Source organism: Mycoplasmopsis adleri, from assembly GCF_045276205.1.
GTDB classification, from domain to species: domain Bacteria; phylum Bacillota_I; class Bacilli_A; order Mycoplasmatales; family Metamycoplasmataceae; genus Mycoplasmopsis; species Mycoplasmopsis adleri.
Window position 1 is genome coordinate 525,206 of sequence record NZ_CP174162.1, and the last position, 20,500, is coordinate 545,705.

The following is a 20,500-nucleotide window of genomic DNA, read 5'->3' on the forward strand; positions in this document are numbered from 1 at the left end:
AGATAAAGAGGTAAAAACATGTCAACAAAAGATGAAATAATTATTCGTGGTGCCAAGGAAAATAATTTAAAGAATATTGATCTTACTATTCCTAAAAATAAGCTAGTAGTTTTTACAGGTTTATCAGGAAGTGGTAAGAGTAGTTTAGCATTCAATACTATCTATGAAGAAGGTAGAAGAAGATACGTAGATAGTTTAAGTAATTATGCTCGTTTATTCCTTGGCGGAACAAGCAAACCAAATGTTGATTCAATTGATGGGCTTAGTCCTTCAATTTCGATTGAACAAAAAACCACGCACAATAACCCTCGTTCAACTGTTGGGACAGTAACTGAAATTTATGATTATTTTAGATTGCTTTATGCAAGAGTTGGCACTCCTTATTGTCCAAATCATAATATTCCAATTACATCGCAAACTAATAAAGATATTTTAGATAGCATATATAAATTGCCACCTGAATCTAAGCTTTATATTTTGAGCCCTGTAGTTGATGGTGAAAAAGGAACCTTTGCTAATTTAATTGAAAAGTTAAAATCAGAAGGTTTCTTACGTTTAAAAATTGATGGTCAAATTTATTCCCTTGATGATGATATTAAACTTGAAAAGAATATTAAACACAATATTGATATCGTAATCGATAGGGTAATTTTAAATGAAGAAAACCGTAATAGAATTACTGAAGCTATTTCAATTGCTGTTGAATATTCTAAAGGAATGGTTAAAGTTGAAACAACCGATGGCGAAATTAAAAAGTTTTCTAAATTACACTCATGTATTTATAAAGACTTTGATATGCCTAAAATTGATACAAGATTATTTTCATTTAACTCACCTTTTGGTTCTTGTGAAGTATGTAAAGGACTAGGAGTTAATTTAAAAGCTGACTTTGATGCTTTAGTTCCTGAAAAATGAAGAAGCATTAATGATGGTGCTATTAAAATTTTTGAAAACACAGTTAATACTCAAAATCTTGAATGACAAGAATTCGATGTCTTATTAAATTATTATCATATTGATAAAAATTTACCGATTGAAGATTTATCTAAAGAAGATATTAATATCATTAAATATGGTTCAAAAGAAGACATTGAATATGTTTTAGTTTCAACTAGCGGTAATAAAATTAGAAGATATAAACACATTGAAGGTATCTTAGAAAAAGTCGAAAACAGCTATTTTAATACCTCAAGCGAAAGAGTTAGAGATTGAATTCGTAAATATATGGGTTCATTTACTTGCTCTGCATGCAAAGGTTCAAGATTAAATAAATATGCTTTAAGTGTTCGTATTAATAATATTAATATTTATGAAATGGTCTCAAAAAGCGTTGATGATTGCTTATTAACTTTAGAGAATTTAGAGCTTAATAGTGAACAACAATATATTTCACAATTAATCATGAATGAGCTATATAACCGTTTATCATTTTTAAAAAATGTAGGGTTAGGTTATTTAACTTTGAACCGTAATGCTGAAACTTTAAGCGGTGGCGAAAGTCAAAGAATTAAATTAGCTACTCAAATTGGATCGAATTTAACAGGGGTTTTATATGTGCTTGATGAACCTTCTATTGGTTTACACCAAAAAGATAATGAAAGATTAATTGAAACTCTTAAAAAGATGGTTGATATTGGTAATACTTTAATCGTTGTCGAACATGATGAAGAAACAATTAGATCGGCTGATTATATAGTTGATATTGGACAATATGCCGGAATTCACGGTGGTGAAGTTATTGCTCAAGGTCAAATTGAAGACTTAATTAAAGAACCTAAATCGATTACTGGTAAATATTTAAGTGGCGAATGAAAAATAGAAGTTCCTCGATTTAGAAGAAGTGGTAATGGGAAAGTTCTTGAAGTTAAAGGAGCTGCTGAAAACAACTTACAAAAAATTGATGTTAAGTTTCCACTTGGTAAATTTATAGGTGTTACTGGAGTATCAGGAAGTGGCAAAAGTAGCTTAGTTAATGAGGTTTTGGTCAAAGGAGTTGAAAAATATTTATCAAAAAATTCACAAGGAAAAGTTGGTAAATTTACTTCATTTACAGGTTTAAGCAATATAGATAAAATTGTGCCCGTTAACCAAAGTCCAATCGGTAGAACGCCTAGAAGTAATCCAGCAACTTATACATCTGTTTTTGATGATATACGTGATATTTTCTCAAGTGTTGAAGAATCTAAAGCAAGAGGATATGTTAAAGGAAGATTTAGTTTTAATGTTCCAGGTGGTAGATGTGAAAAATGTCAAGGTGATGGATCAATTAAAATTGAAATGCACTTTTTACCTGATGTTTATGTGCCTTGCGATGATTGTGATGGTCAAAGATATAATCGCGAAACACTTGAAATTAAATACCATAATAAAAATATTGCACAAGTTTTAGATATGACAGTTGATGAAGCTTTAGAATTTTTTGACGCTAGAGCAAACATTAAAGCAAAATTGCAAACATTAAAAGATGTTGGACTAGGTTATATTAAATTAGGTCAATCATCTACAACTTTAAGTGGTGGTGAAGCTCAAAGAGTTAAACTAGCAACTTATTTACAAAAGAAACAAACTGGCAAAACAGTTTATGTTTTAGATGAACCAACAACCGGTTTACATACTTATGATGTAGCTAACTTATTAAAAGTATTAAATAATATAGTAGATAATGGTGATACCGTTATTGTAATTGAACATAATTTAGATATTATTAAGTGCTGTGATTATTTAATTGATCTCGGTCCTGATGGCGGAATTAATGGTGGTAGAATAGTTGCAACTGGAACACCAGAACAAGTTGCTCAAAATGAAAATAGTTATACTGGTCAATATTTAAAGAAAATCTTATAATTATAATAATAGGGGGAATGCTATGTGGAAATTATGATTATCATTAACAATCGTAACTATTGTTATAATAATTACTTTAGTCTTATTATTCTTATCAATTAAAAAACATAATAAGAAAAATACATTAGGTTTTCAGTTTGAAAGTCAAATTGATAATAAGCTTAGTATTTTTGCTAAGAATGAAGGATTTAAGTTTTTAAAAGGTGGATTATTTAAATATTCAACAAATCAGTTTTTTGAAATGGATGGAGTTTTAATCGGCAATAAAGCTGTTTATATTATAGAAGATAAATATTACCAAGGACATCTTTATGGAGAAGCTTACGCTGACCAATTAACCCTTAAAATAGGCAAAAAAGAAAAAAATATTAATAATCCATTATTGCAAAACTTTAAACATATTCAACACTTTTATAAAATGTGCGGCTTCAATGTACCAGTATTTTCATTGCTTATTTTACCTTCAGGAACTACATATGAAATTGAACAATTAGACTCATGAGCTATTGTTGCTAATGAAGATGAAATTGAAGATAAATTTAAAAAAGTTAATGATGATTTAAAAGAAGAACCTAACTTATCATTTGAAATGATTCAAGCCGTAATAGATGCAATTAAATTAAACAGAGCAACTTCATATAAGGACATTAAAAAATTTAAAAAAATAACTCATGAAAGCAAACATGAAAACAAATAAGGATTATGTCCATTCGAAATCAATAGTTGTTAATGGCAATACTTGAGATATATATTATCGCTATTCAGTAAAAAGTAACAGGAGATATTATTGATATCAAATTGTTGATTATGATCATAGCATAAAGGTTTCTGGCATTTATAATACTTTAGAAGATTTGATTAATAAACATCCTCAGTTTTTACAAAGTGTCGAAGATTCAATAATAAAAAATTATTCAAATAAAGATTATAAACCCAGACAACTTATTGTTTGAGATACGAGTTCACAACCACATACCATTCAAATTTTTGATAAACAATATTATTTCAGGTGAAATTTTAATTTAGATCGCAAAACAACATATGACATAAATCATGAAAAATTATTACTTACAATTAATTGTAATGTTGACTGCATGACAAATAATAAAAACGAAAAAATATTTTTATCGATGTTATGAAAGAAATCTTATATCAATATGTATTTGAACAACAAGCTTATTATGCAAAATTAATGCAATATTCTTATTCGAATAACATTGATATATCAATTGTTAAAACTTGATATGGTAAAAATTTTTCGAGCGGTACAATTAAATATAATCTTTTAATGTTGTGTCATTCAAAAGAATGTATTGATTCAGTGATTGTTCATGAATTAGCTCATAATAGATATAAAAACCATTCTAAAGAATTTCATTTATTTGGAAAGCAATTTGCACCAAATGCGCGTGAATGTGTAAAATACATGAATAAATATGATTTCAAAATTGAATAAAACAATTGTTTTATAGTTAAAAAAAGAAAAATAAGGAGAGGAAATATGTCATTAAAAGCTGGAATTGTAGGATTACCTAACGTTGGAAAAAGCACTTTATTTAGTGCTTTAACAAAGCATCAAGTTGAAGCATCAAACTATGCTTTTACAACAATTGATCCTAATATAAGTAGTGTTGCTTTAAAAGATCAAAGATTAATTGAATTAGCAAAAATAGTTAACCCTAAGAAAATTGTGCCTGCTACTTTTGACTTTGTAGATATTGCAGGTTTAGTAAAAGGTGCTTCTAGAGGTGAAGGATTAGGTAATAAATTTTTAGCCAACATTAGAGAAGTTGATGCAATTATTCACGTTGTTCGATGTTTTGAAAATAAAGATATTATGCACGTAGCTAATGAAGTTAACCCAGTAAATGATAAAAATGTTATTAATTTAGAATTAATGTTAGCTGACTTAGAAACTGTTAATAATATTATTAATAGAATTCATAAAAAAGCTAAAGCTGGTGATAAAGGCGCAATTGCTGAAGAAAATTTAGCTTTAAAATTAAAAGATACACTCGAAAAAGAACAACCAATAAGAAAAATCATTAATGATTTAAATGAAGATGAACTTAAATTATTAAAAACCTACCATCTTTTAACTGCTAAGCCAATGATTTATGTAGCTAATATGTCTAGTGAACAAATCGCTGATTATGAAAATGACAAACTATATAAAGCATTAAAAAATTCATTAGATCCAAACGAAAAAATAATTCCAATTTCAGTGCAATTAGAATCTGAATTAGCTCAATTAGATGAATCAGAAATGCGTGAATGATTAGAATCATACAATATTAAATTAAGTGGTTTAGATATTTTAACTAGAGAAGCATTTGATTTATTAAAACTTAAAACATATTTTACAGCAGGTGAAATGGAAGTTAAGGCTTGAGTATTCCATGATGGAATGTTAGCACCAGCTTGTGCCGGAATTATTCATAGCGATTTTGAAAATAAATTTATTAAAGCAGATATTATAAGTTATGAAGATTATATTAATTATGGTGGAGAACAAGGCGTAAGAGCTGCTGGCAAAATAAGAAGCGAAGGTAAGAATTACATTATGCAAGATGGTGATATATGCCACTTCAAATTTGGAAGATAATTTAAATTAATAACTTTTTATAAGTTATTTTTTTATTATTTGATCTGCACTTGGACTTAAAAAACTGGAATTATTCATTTCCAATTTTTGTCCCACAGTTTTTCCATAATTAGGCTCATTTATTTTTTGTTGTTATATAATATAATCATGAAAACAAATAATTCAAAATTTACATCATTTAAATTATTACTAGGAGTAATAATCTCAAGTATTGTGTTTCTTGTAATGTTCATCTTAACACTTTCTTTAACAGTTTTACTCAATTACATAGTTAATATTATTTTTGGAGTTCTAATTGGATTATCAACAGTTATATGAGCTTTATTTGTAATTTTTGCATTAGTGCTATTAATACAAAAGAAATGATATACATATGCTGTGTTAATGGGAGTTGGATTAGTTACACTTGGTATCTTACCTATTGTAGCATCTATCTTCCTTATGAAACCTGTTAGAGAAAATAACGATGAATTACCTACTATTAGTGAACAAGAAGCTTGAAAATTTACACCTAATACTAATCTAAAAGAAGAAAACGTAAAAGTTACTACAGAAGAAAAAGAAGAAAAAAAGAACAACTAAATTTTAGTTAGTTTCTAAATATGACATTTCCATTTCGGAAATGTTTTTTATTTGCTGTTTTGATCCACAAATCTTAATTGCAAATTTTCTTATTAGGCTATAAAACAATTAAATAAATTAATTATAGCATGTGAAAAAGGCACAAAAAAAGAAGTGCCTAAGCACTTCAAATTATTTTTAGTATCCTTCGTTTGAAGCTTTACCTTCAACGATAGCAACTGATCTACTTGTACCAAAACGAGTTGCACCAGCTTTGTGCATTTTAACCATGTCGTCTTTGTTTGAAATACCACCAGCAGCTTTGATTAATAATTTATCTCCACAAACTGATTTCATTAATTCAACATCATGTAAGTTAGCACCTCTTGATGAGAAACCTGTACTTGTTTTAATGAATTCAGCACCCGAAGCCATAACGATTTCAGTTGCTTTTTTAATTTCTTCATCTGTTAATAAAGCAGTTTCAATAATAACTTTTAATACATGTTTGCCACAAGCTTTTTTAACTTCTTTAATGTCGTTTAAAACATAGTCATAATCGTGGTCTTTCATTTTACCAATTTGAATAACCATATCGATTTCGTCAGCACCAGCTTTGATAGCTTCAGCAGCTTCATAAGCTTTACATTGTGTTAACATAGCACCTAATGGGAAACCAATAACTGATGTAATACCTACACCTGTACCTTTAAGTTGTTCTTTAACATAAGGAACATATGAAGAGTTTACACAAACTGTTTTAAATTGGTATTTTTTAGCTTCATCTAATAATTTATCGATGTCTTTTTTTGTAGCATCAGCTTTTAAGTATGTATGATCAATCATTTGATTGTAGTTAATTGACATATTAATCTCCTTTTAATATTTACATTACTAATGTAATTTATCAATAATAATTTTGTTTTCTGTTGCACCTTTAGCAATTTTGTAAGCATTTGCTAATTCAGATACTAAATTTTTATCAATTGGATTTGATGAATATAATGTGAATAAAACATCACCTTTATGAACTTTATCGTTAGTTTTCTTGTGTAATGTGATACCAGCTTCAAAGTCGATTTTATCTTCTTTTGTTGCTCTACCAGCACCAAGTTTCATAGCTACGATACCGAATGTTAAGGCATCGAAAATATCTAAGAAACCATCTTTATCAGCTTTAACATCTAAAGAGTGTTTTGGATGTCAGAAGTTTTTATCTTTTAATGCTTCAACATCTCCGCCTTGTAATTGAACAAATTCGTAGAATTTATCTAAAGCTTTACCATTTTTAATAACTTCATCAACTAATTTAATACCTTCAGCATGTGTTTTAACGATTTTAGCTTGTTCTAAAATTGTTGCACATGATGAATAAACTAATTCATTAAAGTCTTTTGGTCCTTTGCCTTGAAGTGTTCTAATAGCTTCAAGAACTTCGTTTTTGTTACCAATTTCACAACCAATTGGTCTTGACATGTTAGTAATTTCAGCTCTAACATCTACGCCAAGTTCTTTACCAATTGAGATCATGGTTCTAGCTAATTCTCTAGCTGATTCAGCATTTTTCATAAATGCACCATTACCGCATTTAACATCTAATAAGATAGCATCACTACCTGTTGCTAGTTTTTTAGACATAATACTTGAAGCAATAAGAGGAATTGATTCAACACAACTTGTTACATCTCTAAGAGCATAAAGTTTTTTATCAGCTGGTACTAATGCAGCACTTTGACCGATAACAGCAATTTTATGTTCTTTAACTTGTTTTTTGAATTGTTCATCTGTTAATTCAACTGTGAAACCAGGAATTGATTCTAATTTATCAATTGTTCCACCAGTGTGTCCTAAACCACGTCCAGACATTTTAGCAACTGGAGCACCTAAAGCAGCAACGATTGGAGCAACAGCTAATGTAGTTTTATCTCCAACTCCACCTGTTGAGTGTTTATCTACTTTAATTCCTGGAATAGAACTTAAGTCCATAACTTCACCAGAGTGCATCATTACTTTTGTAAAGTAAGCTAATTCTGCTGGTTTCATTCCTTGGAACATAACAGCCATTAAAAAGGCTGCCATTTGGTAATCTGGTGTTTTACCTGCTACGTATGAACCTAAAAGAAAATCAATTTCTTCTTTTGTTAATTCTTGTCCATGTCTTTTTTTATCAATTAAGTCAACAACACGCATATTGTTTCTCCTTTAATAATTGTTTTATAGTCTTTTTGGTTAATTAGTATTCAAGAGCAAGTTCAAGAGCAACTTTCATCATATCTTTGAAAGCTGTTTGTCTTTGTTCAGCTGTTGTTTCTTCGTGAGTAATTAAGTTATCACTAATTGTTAATAAACAAGCAGCTTTTTTGCCTAATTTTTCAGCATTTGTAAATAATGCGTAACTTTCCATTTCAACACAAGCAGCTTGTGATTCTTTAATTCTTTGTTCAAGTGGTACTGATGCGTAGAATACATCTGATGAGTGTGTTCTAACTTCTTGAACTTTAATGTTTAATTTTTTAGCAGCAGCCATAATTTCTTTATTTAAGTCTGCACTTGGTTTAGCAATATTAGAAGCATCGTTTAATACAAGTCTTCTGTATGCATCTCCGTCAGCATAAGCTGATTTAACTAAAACTGTATCATATAAATTTAAATCTTTGGTGTAAGCTCCGGCTGAACCAATTCTAATAATTTTTTCAACCCCATAGAAATTAAATAATTCATAGCTATAAATACCAATTGATGGGCAACCCATACCACTAGCAGCGATTGTAACTGGGTGTCCTTTGTATGTACCAGTAAACATAAACATGTTTCTAACTGTATTTACTAATTTGTAACCCTTGTCTAAAAAGTTTTTTGCGATAAATTCAGCTCTTAATGGATCACCTGGCATAAGAACTAATTTAGCGATTGAACCTTCAGGGGCATTAATGTGTGGTGTCATATTTTCTCCTTGTTAATAAATTATTTTAAATAATTGATATCTTCAATAGAAATCTGATTATTATTGTGCGATTTATATATTATTAGAAGATAAATAAGTTAATGAATAACTTACGTTTAATATTTTATCATATTAATATTAAATATTAAATTTTACATAGAACAAGAGTTAAACTAGGATTGTTTAAAAATAAATTTTAACGATTTGAAAATTATAGATTAGGAGCATTTATGTTTTAAAATGTTTTGCATCTATTGCAAAATTTTGAAACCATTTTAGACTCAAGGTATAGATTACACGAATATTGAAATAAGTATTCATTTTGGCTTATTTTATAGTAAAAAACGGAAAATTTAGTCTATAAAAAATAATCGACAAACTAAGGATAATTCCATTCAATTATATGAATCATTTACAGGAATATTTATAGAAAATGAGACAATGTAAAACGCATAAGAGAAAATATTCTAATGGATAATGAAAGAAATAAAAAACCCAAAAAAATTCTTGTTTTCAAAATCCAAAATATGTTTATGAGGAATTAGTATTAAAAAGAAAGATTAAATAATAATGATGGACAAACCTTAGATTTGGTCTTGTTATTACTTTAAAGGAAATAAATAAGGTTAATCGCTTCATGAATTTGTTAGACTTTTTCCATCTTCTTAATAAATAGTTCGCAGAAATGATATCGAAAATAAAATTGATATTTACAACAAATCAGAAGAAGAAATTTGGTTCGATTAAATATATAATATAAGAATAAAATTGCTAATTATATAGCCCTGACATTTTCAAATGTTGGGCGCTTTTCTTTTGGAAAAAATAATTTTATTCATTCCAGAAATAAAAGTCCCAACATTTGAAAATGTCGGGATTTTTCTGTCCTTTTGGTAAAATAAAAATGATAAAAAGAAAGGACAACATAATTATATATGAAAAACGATAAAAAAATTTTCTGTACTTTGGTTAGAAGTAAAAATGTGCATAACAAAATTCAAACTTCACAAATTCATTTCGCTGTTGATAAGAATTACTCTGAAATTTTAAGCCGCTCGAAAAACTACTCGACACACAAAAACCATATCGGTTTTGCAGAAGTGTTTCAGATAATATATGGATTACTAAATTTTCAATCTTTAAAAGAAATATCTCAAAATATTGAAATATCGACTAAAGCGATTAAAAGGTTTTTATTTAAATATTCAAAAGGAATATATTTAGGCAAAGGCGATAGAAAAACCTGTGATTGTTGTGATGCTAAAATTAAAAAAGTTCGTTATTTAAATCTTGATGAATTTATGATAAATGTTGCTAATTTTGATAAAAGTAAAAGAATAGCATATTCAAAAAAGAAAATAGAACAATATCAAGATTTTAGAAATTTTTGAACAGAGCTTTTTGATGATTATACCCAAAATAGAAATAATAAAGATTTAGCAAAAAGAACGCCTAAGCTAAGCGCTAACGAAATATTAAGAAGATTTGAAGAAAAGTATCCAAACAGCTATAAACCTTCAAAATCTATGGTATATAATTTGATATCACAAAGAGTCTTTAAAGACCTTGAAATAGGCATTTTGGTCAATTTATCCACCAAAGGAATTAAACAAAAACGACCCCCAAAAAGAGACAGTCGAAAGCTTAAAAAGATTGGAGTTAGCATTGATCAACGCAGCACAGAAATCAATGAAAGACTTAGAGATAATGATTATGAATTAGATACTGTTATTGGTTCAAAAACTGATCAATGTTGTTTCGTAACGCTAATTAATAGAAAGACTAGACGCTTCTATTTTCATATGGTACGGCGGACTAGCACTGGTGTTAGAGATGGGCTGATATACCTAATGCAAAAATATAACTTGACAATAGATTCGCTAACCATAGATAATGGTAGTGAAAATGCGAAACTAGATGAAGTGCCAGGTATTAAGCAAATATATAAATGTCACCCATATTGTTCGGGAGAAAAAGGCTCTATCGAAAACTGCCACAGGTTATTAAGACGGTATTTTAAAAAAGGCAAGTCTATAGACCCTTACTACGGTCAAGATTTAACTCCTGTTATGGATTTTATAAATAATTACAAGAGAAGCATTCGCTTCTAATCCAAACTTTTTATGTGCTAAAAAGTTTGACAAAAAGGCACTTACTTTTTTGGAAAAAAGTAAGCAAAAAACTCAAGTTTTTTACAAAACTTGGTATTTTCGTTTAAATTTTTTTAGGATTTTAAAGCTTTTCTTGGTAATAATTTATAATTTTTGTAACATTTTTGATTTTACGCAAAATTAGGACTTTTAAAATTGGAATTTATAGGAAAAAATAATTTAAAAATTTGCTTGTAATGTCTCAAAAATGATGTTAGAATAAAGGTGATATGGATCTTTTTTGGTTGATATCACAGAGAATGCCTTATGCTTAGTAATCACGCAATGATGCCTAGATTCAAAAGCAAAGGATTAGCTTGATAAAGAATATTAAAAACGATTCTTAACACATATGTTGTTGCCTAAAAGATTTATATCAACTAGTAATAAGAAAGAAGGATAAATATGAAGAAAATTGATCTTCATGTTCATTCTGAAGATTCTAAATACACAGGTAGCAATATTTCCCAAGAAACTGATTTACAAAAGCTTAAAATTTTAGCTAAAAATTATGTAAAAGTTACTTGTTTTGCTGATCATGACAAATTTTATTTAAACAGTTATTTAAAAAGGCTGAAATTAATTCAAGATTTCAATTTAGATATCATTTTATATCCAGGACTTGAAGTAAATTTAATTCGCTTTGATAAAAAAATAGGACAAGCTGTTTTCGTTTTTGATCCAAATAGTGATCTCGAAAAGCTTGAGAAACTAACTGAAAATGAGTTTCGATTTAATAAAAATAAATATACCTATAAAGAAGCAGTTGATTTATTTATAAATAATAACTTTAATTTTATGGTCTTTCCACATGCAGGTAAAGCTAAAGATAATATGGATTGAGAAGATATTAAAGATTCTCAAGTAGATGCCTTAGATGTAACTGATTTTAATAGTAGCAATAAGAAAAAAATTTTAAAAAATAAAAAAATTCCTGTTTGTTTTTTCAGCGATACACATACATGAAGAAAGTATCCAGAGCATTCTAAAATTTGTACCTATGTAGAAGATTTTTCAGATTTTAATGAACTAAAAGAAAATATAAAAAATGAATTATTAAAGGAGGAATATGTTAAATAGCATTACCATTAAAAACCATAAAGGTGAACAAAAAACGATTAACTTTAGTAAAGTAAATCTTATTATTGGTTCAAAAGGTACAGGAAAAAGTACATTACTTGAAATTATTGCTGAAGCAATAGCCAATAAAAGTATTTATCCAGAAAAAAAGAACTGATATGAAACTGATGAAAATAATGGATTCATGGTTGAAAAAGTAACAATTAATAACTTGGATCGTTATAGAAAAGATTATAGTTTTATTTATGAAAAGCCAACATCTAAGAATACTATTGAAGGTGGAATATTATCATTACAAGATATAATTCCAGGCTATATTAGTCAAAATGATACAAGAAAATTTTCATTAGATTCATCAAATGTAGTTAAAGAGACCAAAAACAATGTTACAACTAAATTTATAAACAGTATTGTTAGTGACAACAAAGTACATGAAGGCCTAAAGATCTTTTATGACATAAAAGATTTATTGATTGATTACAATAACTTAATTAACCAAAGCATAAATTTTTCAGTAATTTTTGATAAAGCATTACTTGAAACTAAAGATATTAAGTTAAATAAGTTATATACAACAGTTTATGATTCTGCTAGTGAAATAAGAGACATTCATAATTTTCAAAAAGCATTAATTGAACAACAAGATTCGTTGAAAGATACTGTAAAAAAGATTAATTCAGAAAATAAGTCTTTACAAGAATTTAGTGATAAGTTCCAAAATTATGAAATATTCTCGGAAGAATTTAAAGACAAATTTGCAGATCAATCTTCAAAAACAATTGAAGAAATTCTAAAATATATAGAAACACTAGATATAGCAACAAGTAAACTTGAAAAAGTTGAAAAAGCATTTCAATGTTTTAAAAAAGCTTATTCTCAAGTTTCAAATAATATAAAACAACAAAATTCAAACATAGAAAATAAATTAAATGAATTTACAAATTTAAAACATTATTTTGCTCAAGCTGCTATTCAACTTAAGAAAATTAATGAAAAATATTCATCACTTAAACAAGCAAAAATAGATATTGATTGAAGTTGTTCAGAAAAAGATAAAAAGAATAGTAATTTAGAATATAGATTAGATAAATTTACTATTGATAGCGAAGATGATATTAATGCTTTATCTAATAAAATTTTTAAAGCATCAAATAAATCTTATGATATTACTGATTTATTCACCACTAATAATCCTGGCGCACCAGTTAAAGAAGCAGACATAGTTAAGTTCCTTATTTCTGATAAAGTAAATGTTTATGCTGGCGATAAAATGTATAAAGATTTATCGATGGGTCAAAAAACATTATTTGGTGTAACTCACACTATTAAAACTTTAAATAATTATAGTAATAGTGAATATCTATTATTAGATCAAATTGAAGATAACTTAGACAGTAGAACTGTATATAAAGACATCTTGCCATTATTACAAGATGAAGCTAAAAAGAATAAACAAATTTTCATTATTACCCATAATCCTAATATTGGTATTTTAAATGGTTCAACCATTACAACTGATATTATGAATGAGGGTTTAAGTAAAAAATTTGTAGTTGATGAACCTATCTACAATGAAACAGATAACCCTCAAGTATATTTCTTAGAAGGTGGAATAGATGCCTTTAATAAAAGAAGAGAAATATATGAAGAATTAGAAGACAAAATTAATAAACTTAAAAAAGGAGAACAAAATGATTAATATTGATTACATTGAAAAAACTGATGGACAACACATCCACATTATAAATACATTAGATAGCAAAAATAAAAGCAATATCAAAATTGATTTATCAAATCTTGAAGACTGAAACAAAAATACAATTAATAAGTTCTTAGTGACAGTTATTTCAACAGCAGGCGATAAAATAGAAGTTTCATTAACAGAAGCTGCACAAGCTAAAAGAAATGAGATTAAAGCAATCAATTTCATTTATGAAATTTTTGAAGCATTTGCTAATAGTTACAACGAAAATTAATTATAAGGAGAAAAAATGGATAAAGAAAAGAAAATAACGGAAAATAAATATGTAAAATCATTCTATTGTCAAGATTACTTTTTATGACATTCAGATGATGAATTTATTGAAAAATACTTTTTAAATAAAACTAATAATTATGATTTAGATGATGAAGATGAAGAAGACACAGAATCAGAATATGACGATGATGGTGAAAATACAACATATTGAGAAATATTATTTGATTCATATAATGATGCAAAAGCCGGTTCAAAACAAAAAAGTGAATCTAAAATATTTGATAAAATAGAAAACAAATCAAGAAAATTTTGTGAACAAATTTTCAAGAATAAAAAAATTGTTGAAATTGATAAAAGCCTTTCTTTTGATCAAAAAGTTGAGAAAACTAAAGAATACATGAACTCAAATGATATTGATGTAATTTTTAAACCAACATTTTCATATGTAAAAGATGGGTTTATAGTAGCAGAAACACTTTATGCAATTGATAAAAGCACAAAAAGTTTTTATTTATTCTCGCCTTTACCAAAAACAAATATCTTAACCTTGTTAAAAACAGATTATGCTTATAATGTTTTAAAAAAATGTGGTTATGATTATAGAGATATTCACGTAATAATCGTTGAAAACTTATTACCTTTACAAAAAGGTGAACCTAAATTCTATGATACTGTTATTTGTGATATGGACAAAAAAGGATCAACTCTTGATAACAAAAAATTTGAAGAAAAAAGAAATACAATAAATCTTGAAGGAACTCCATTTTACGATAATGATCACAATTTTTATACAAATTATGTTAGAAAAGGATTGCAATATTCTAATGAAGTAGAGATTAAAATGTCTGACAAAAATGAAAATCTCAAAAATAAATCTTTTAGATATTTTGATTGTATTTTTTATAGATTTCCATTAAGAAAATTAACAATTAATACTTACGATAGAAAAGGTAATAATAAAGCAGTATTTTCATATACTGGCGCAAAGAAATCTATTTATAACGATGAATGCCCACTTAACGATTTTGATGATAATATTTCAAGAATCATTAAAGCATACACAGTTGATAAACCTGATTTTACAATTTATTCATCTAATCCAAAAAAAGATGGTAAAGTTCTAAATTTAGACAGCACTAACTTTAAAGCTAATGAAGTTTTTACTAAGAAATATAAGTTATATTTAATTGGTGATGAATACCGTTATAATGGTAGTCAAAATAGATGTTTAAGCGGTGACTTTGCTGGCAAAAAAGGTTTCGAATCATTCGAAAAATTATTTGAACAATATAAAAATAATATAGTTGCAAGCAATGCTATAAATGATTTTTTTCATAAAGATTTAGTTGAAAAATATTTAAGTAAACTTCACGTAAAAGGCAATAAAATAGTATGATACGATTACGAATCATTCACTAGCCCATTGCCAATTATTGATAACATGAGACCATATAGACAAACCATTAATCAAGTATCTATTATTGAAACTATTAATGGAGAAATTATTCAAGACACACAAGAGGATATTGTAGTAGATCCATTATATATTGAAGTTTTTGATTTAATAAAAATTCTTAAGAACCTTTATGATAGACAAGGCAAGTGATACATAGTTTATAATAAATCTTTTGAATGCCCAAGAAACCAAGAAATAGCTAATTTAGCGCGTGATTGTAAAAAATATGATCCAAATAATTTTGAGAAAAAATTAAAAGATAAATTAGGAATTAGCGTATCTGATGTCCAAAAATATGCAGATTATATAAATGAACATACTATTGACCTAATGGATTTATTTAGCAGAGGCCATGATATTACTAACTTAACTGACTTATTTGATATTAACGAAAAAGCTTTAAAGGATCCTAATATAAACAAAGTAGAATATCATTTAACCAGAAAGAATATTCCAAGCGATTTAGATATTAAAAAAGCAGCATCATCATATGGAGCGGAAGAGAGTTTTCTTTCAGGTATTTTGAAACAAAGAATTTATTTAAAAGATCTTCATGGATTGTTTTCAATTAAAAAGATAGAAAAATTTATAACTGCTAGAGATATAAAACTAGAACATAAGATAACACCTTATCCTGAATTAGAAAATATACATAATGGTGCTGAAGCAATGAGTGCTGCTATCTTAAGATATTCTGGAGCAACTGGTGATAATGAATGAAAACATGTTGAATCAAATCTTAAAAAATATTGTCACAATGATGTTTTAGCAATGATTATGGCTTTTAACTTTGCTGAATATATTGTAGCTGGTGTCTTTCCTGAAATTATGCAAACTAGATATACATTTTCTGAAGAAGAAGCTTATAAAATTAATTCAAATGATTGAAAAATAGAAGTACAACCAAAAGAATCTAATTAAATATATATTAGTTCACCCTAACATAAATATTTAAGTAACATATCTTTAAGATATAGGTTGATATTCTTTGATATTCTATCAACAATACTTAAATGATCTCGGCATTATCTAATGCTGGGATTTTTGTATTAATTAATATACTAATTCAAATTTTTCCCGAGTTTCCAACTTTTACAATGTAATTTTTAACAACTCATCTGTTTGATGAGCTGTTTTTAATAATTTAAAATTTTAATTCATTTAAAATTCTTAAATATGTTTGATAATCTTGAATTGCTTGATTATTGTTGTCGTTAATAATATATTCTTCACTTTCAATTTTTCCGTCAATAATCTTGCATGTTTTGATTGTTTCTTTTATTACATCTTGTAATTTTTTGATTGTGATTTTTTCATCTACAACACCGAGTTCTTTCAAACCTTTGTTTAAATAATAAATAACAAAATTTAATAAAACAAGAGATAAGAAGCAAAGTACGAAATGACCTTCAATATGCTTTTCACTTCATACATAAATAGGTCTTACAGCTAAAGCACTTTTTAAAGCTCTAAAGTTTGATTCTATTTGTCATTGTTTTGAATATAAATTCACAATTTCTTCAGGTGATAAATCAAATCTAGAGGTTTCATAAGCATAATATCCGTCAAACTTTTCATCTTCGATAATTTTGTCATAGTTAAGTTTGTAATAACCTTTACCACCAACTTTTTCGAAGAATTTAAATTTCTTTTGACCGAACATTACTTGATCATGAACTAGTCCGTCTTTATCTTGTCTTTTAATAAAATTATCGATTAAAATTTGTCTATCATTTTTATCTTTTAATGCTCTTTTTTTACTATATTTTACTACCAATCTTCTCTTGTGTCCGTTTGCTCTTCTATTCTTTCAAAACGAATAAAAAGTAGTTTCTTTATATTTAAAATTATTGTCTCCAAAATAGCCGGATTCATCTATTGCAAAGGTCTTTCGGTCATTTGAAGCCGCTTTTAATCTATAAGATAAAATGTAATCAATATCGTTATCTTCTAAGAATCTTATGTTTCTATTTGTACTCATTCCTCTATCAGCAATGAGTGTTACTTTGTTTAATTCATATTGTGATTTTATATTCAAAATAAAATTAATAAATGTTGATGCATCAGCAGTGTTCCCTTTGAATAATTTATAGTGAATTGGAATGCCGTTTTCATCTGTTGCTAAACCTAAAACAATTTAATCTTCTTTGAATTTTCCATCTTTAGAATAACCTGGATATCTCAATCCTTCTCTTACAAAACTTTCAAAATATACCGTTGAAGAGTCGTATCAAATAATATCTATTTTTCTATTTTTATCTTTAATCAATGTATCGTTAACACTCTTTAAAATGTTATTTTTATTTTCAGCTAAATAGTCTAAAGTATTATAAAATGTCGTCTTTTCAACTTCTAAATTTATATTGAATTTGTCTTTATTTTTAAAGGATGAAAGCATGCTACCCGGATTTACAATTCTATTTGAAATCATATATTTTAATAAATCATTTAAATACTTGGATTTTGATACTTTAGCATCTTTAAAAGGATTTAATTTTTCTAAGAAACTGTATAACAAATCATATCCATAATTGAACTGTTTTGTTTCAATTTTAACCTTGCTTATATCTAACTCTAATTGTCTAATTATCATATTTCTATCTCAATCAGTATTGTAGTTTTGAGATAGTTTTTTAATTTTTTCTACTGGATCAGAACAATATTTTTCTCATTTTTCAACTGTACCGATACCGATAGATTTCTTATAACCTTTGCCAAATCCTCCTGAAAGTGCTAAAGATAAGTAAGTAGAGTTCTTATTTTTTCTTGAAATTAATAGTCATTTGTCTTTTTTCATATCTTTATTATACCACAAATTACAATGTAATTATGTAAAAAAATAACTTTTTTTTATTCATATATAAATAACACTGAAAAAAGTAATAAAAAAGAGCTCCAACTTGGAAACTCAGGTCGGCATTATCTAATGCTGGGATTTTTGTATTAATTAATATACTAATTCAAATTTTTGAAAAATAATAATAACAACTTTTTGGTATAGAACACTAAAATAATGTGAATTTTAAAAAACCAATATAACTGTTTTATAATTATATTGGTAAAATTATAAATTTATTTTTTGCTTATTAAATGCTTGATAAACATATAGCATTACTATAATTGTTTAAAGCAAACTATTTTGTTCTAAAAGTATCTTTTTATTAACTTTTTTAACATCAAGAATATTAATTTTGTATTTTCTTAATAAGTATCAATACGCTATTAATGAAACAATTGAATCGAATGCCATGCCAATACCAAATAATAATGCTATGTTAATTAAAGTTGGATTTCATACATGTGCTTTATATAAAATAAATGCTATGCCATAATACAATGTATTTGTAACAATTGATTCAAAAAGCATATACTGAGTTTTCTCTAAACCATAAAAAGTAGCATCAAATACATTTTGTAAGGCATATAAAATATAAAAACCTAATAAGATAAGTACTAGATTAAATAATTTATCTGCATCCTTATAATTTAAAACATGTCTCATAAAAGGTTTGTATAAAGGAATGGTAATCAATCATATCATTGCTATAATGGTTGTTAAAAAGAAATAACCTAAGGAATTATTTTGAATTGAATTCTTTTGGGTTGAAGCTTCTTGTTTTATTAATTCTGCTAATTGATTAATAGGTAATAATAATCATCCTCAAATAAAACTATTAGCCACTCAATATGTTCCTTGTTCGCTAACGCTAACTACATTAATCATTCTTGAGATCATTAGCATATATGCTAAATTTCTAATAAAGGATTCTAAGCTTGAAATACCACCAACTTTTAAAAATTCTTTCATTCAAGCAAAACTTAATTTACTTTTAGTAAAAATATTAATTCCAGCATTATTTAAAAAGATTAAAGACATGGCAAACAAAATTAAATTAACTAAAATGTTTGAAATGGCTATTCCATTAACTCCTAAGTTTGCTGATATACGTAATGTTGAAACCAAAAAGGTATCAAAAGATACATAAAGGAATAATTGCAAAAAAGTAATAATATAAAAGTAAACTCTTTTATTTAAAACTGTTAAACAAATCAAAACAAAGTTTTGTAAAATAATAAAGATATTAGCAATAGCTTCAAGTCTAATATAAACTGTCGAATCATATAAAATCTCTTTATTGGTAGCCATAACTCTTAATAAAGGATTAGCAAAAGCGATAATAATGCCGGAAAGAAATAAATATATAATGAAAGACATTAATAACCCAGTTTTTATTCTATTAGTTAAATCTTTTTTGTTATTTATGACTTTACCTATAAAGTAAAATAATGGTAATATAATGCCCTCATTAATAATTTCATAGATTAAATTAATTCAAGCTAATTGACCAGCAATTGAATAGCTTCAGTTATTAGGCAAATTTCCTAATTAAAATACTCTTAAAGTAGTATAGAAGGTAGGAACTATACCCATAATCATTAAAGCTAGAAACAATTTATGATTAATATTTTTAAAAGAAATAAATATTTTCTTGAACATATTAACCTCTTTCCTTTATATTTAAATTTTATTATTTTCACTTTTTTAGTGAAGCATTTACCAAAGGCAAATCGTATAATTATACATAAATTTAGAAAGTTTGTAAATATTTATATTTCTTACATCTTTTGAAGATTCATTTAAATATCTTATTTTCTAGTATCTTAAAATTGATATTAATTCATAAACCTTATTTAATAATTAAGGGCACTTATTAAAATCCAACTTAATAATTTCTATTTTTAAAACCTAAAACATATACTTATTTTGAATATAAATAATCTCTTAAATTACTTAGTTAATAACATAATATATGGAACGTTTTCCTATTTTATGTGAAATATTCAACATTTTACTAGTAAAATGATGAAAAATATATTAATA

General features: G+C 26.7%; 16 protein-coding genes. 10 read left to right on the forward strand and 6 right to left on the reverse strand.

Translation table 4 applies throughout. The features are described from left to right. Positions 1-18 precede the first annotated feature (18 nt). The 5 genes from uvrA (at position 19) to ACJA22_RS02355 (ending at position 6,031) form a co-directional block, all read left to right on the forward strand. Positions 19-2,844, forward strand: coding sequence for an excinuclease ABC subunit UvrA (uvrA, locus tag ACJA22_RS02335; RefSeq protein ID WP_406617530.1), 2,826 nt, complete (start codon positions 19-21; stop codon positions 2,842-2,844). Between the two features lie 22 nt (positions 2,845-2,866). After that, on the forward strand, positions 2,867-3,541 hold the full coding sequence (locus ACJA22_RS02340) for an NERD domain-containing protein (RefSeq protein WP_406617531.1): 675 nt from the start codon (positions 2,867-2,869) through the stop codon (positions 3,539-3,541). Between the two features lie 423 nt (positions 3,542-3,964). Continuing rightward, complete coding sequence (locus ACJA22_RS02345; protein WP_406617562.1) at positions 3,965-4,300, forward strand: M48 family metallopeptidase; 336 nt, start codon at positions 3,965-3,967, stop codon at positions 4,298-4,300. Between the two features lie 45 nt (positions 4,301-4,345). After that, positions 4,346-5,449 carry a redox-regulated ATPase YchF gene (gene ychF, locus ACJA22_RS02350; protein WP_406617533.1) on the forward strand — a complete coding sequence of 368 codons (1,104 nt, stop codon included), beginning with the start codon at positions 4,346-4,348 and terminating at the stop codon, positions 5,447-5,449. 147 nt (positions 5,450-5,596) lie between these two features. Then, on the forward strand, positions 5,597-6,031 hold the full coding sequence (locus ACJA22_RS02355) for a hypothetical protein (RefSeq protein ID WP_406617534.1): 435 nt from the start codon (positions 5,597-5,599) through the stop codon (positions 6,029-6,031). A 177-nt stretch (positions 6,032-6,208) separates the two neighbouring features. Here ACJA22_RS02355 and deoC read toward each other — a convergent pair whose 3' ends face one another. From deoC to deoD, 3 genes are read right to left on the reverse strand one after another with little or no spacing between them, the layout of a single operon-like run. Continuing rightward, positions 6,209-6,877, reverse strand: coding sequence for a deoxyribose-phosphate aldolase (deoC, locus tag ACJA22_RS02360; RefSeq protein ID WP_406617535.1), 669 nt, complete (start codon positions 6,875-6,877; stop codon positions 6,209-6,211). A gap of 27 nt (positions 6,878-6,904) precedes the next feature. Continuing rightward, positions 6,905-8,200 (reverse strand): pyrimidine-nucleoside phosphorylase, encoded by a 1,296-nt coding sequence (locus ACJA22_RS02365; protein ID WP_406617536.1) that lies wholly within the window; start codon positions 8,198-8,200, stop codon positions 6,905-6,907. A gap of 43 nt (positions 8,201-8,243) precedes the next feature. Next, a complete protein-coding gene (deoD, locus tag ACJA22_RS02370) occupies positions 8,244-8,954 on the reverse strand; it encodes a purine-nucleoside phosphorylase (protein WP_406617537.1) in 711 nt (236 codons plus the stop codon). Between the two features lie 935 nt (positions 8,955-9,889). Here deoD and ACJA22_RS02375 point away from each other — a divergent pair. The 5 genes from ACJA22_RS02375 (at position 9,890) to ACJA22_RS02395 (ending at position 16,539) form a co-directional block, all read left to right on the forward strand. Then, a complete protein-coding gene (locus ACJA22_RS02375) occupies positions 9,890-11,065 on the forward strand; it encodes an IS30 family transposase (protein WP_406616729.1) in 1,176 nt (391 codons plus the stop codon). Between the two features lie 444 nt (positions 11,066-11,509). Continuing rightward, positions 11,510-12,184 (forward strand): hypothetical protein, encoded by a 675-nt coding sequence (locus ACJA22_RS02380; RefSeq protein WP_406617538.1) that lies wholly within the window; start codon positions 11,510-11,512, stop codon positions 12,182-12,184. Beyond that, complete coding sequence (locus ACJA22_RS02385) at positions 12,174-13,883, forward strand: hypothetical protein (RefSeq protein ID WP_406617539.1); 1,710 nt, start codon at positions 12,174-12,176, stop codon at positions 13,881-13,883. The genes ACJA22_RS02380 and ACJA22_RS02385 overlap by 11 nt, the downstream gene beginning before the upstream one ends. After that, a complete protein-coding gene (locus ACJA22_RS02390; RefSeq protein ID WP_406617541.1) occupies positions 13,876-14,160 on the forward strand; it encodes a hypothetical protein in 285 nt (94 codons plus the stop codon). Before ACJA22_RS02385 ends, ACJA22_RS02390 begins: the two co-directional genes overlap by 8 nt. Before the next feature lie 15 nt (positions 14,161-14,175). Then, entirely contained in the window at positions 14,176-16,539 is a 2,364-nt protein-coding gene (locus ACJA22_RS02395) for a DUF2779 domain-containing protein (RefSeq protein WP_406617542.1), read from the forward strand. A gap of 223 nt (positions 16,540-16,762) precedes the next feature. Here ACJA22_RS02395 and ACJA22_RS02400 read toward each other — a convergent pair whose 3' ends face one another. The 3 genes from ACJA22_RS02400 to ACJA22_RS02410 form a co-directional block, all read right to left on the reverse strand. Then, positions 16,763-17,755 carry a transposase gene (locus ACJA22_RS02400; protein ID WP_406617563.1) on the reverse strand — a complete coding sequence of 331 codons (993 nt, stop codon included), beginning with the start codon at positions 17,753-17,755 and terminating at the stop codon, positions 16,763-16,765. Further along, positions 17,756-18,415, reverse strand: a complete 660-nt coding sequence (locus ACJA22_RS02405) for a hypothetical protein (protein WP_406616940.1) — start codon at positions 18,413-18,415, stop codon at positions 17,756-17,758. Positions 18,416-18,742: 327 nt separating this feature from the next. After that, complete coding sequence (locus ACJA22_RS02410) at positions 18,743-19,996, reverse strand: MATE family Na+-driven efflux transporter (RefSeq protein ID WP_406617543.1); 1,254 nt, start codon at positions 19,994-19,996, stop codon at positions 18,743-18,745. Positions 19,997-20,500: the final 504 nt, after the last annotated feature.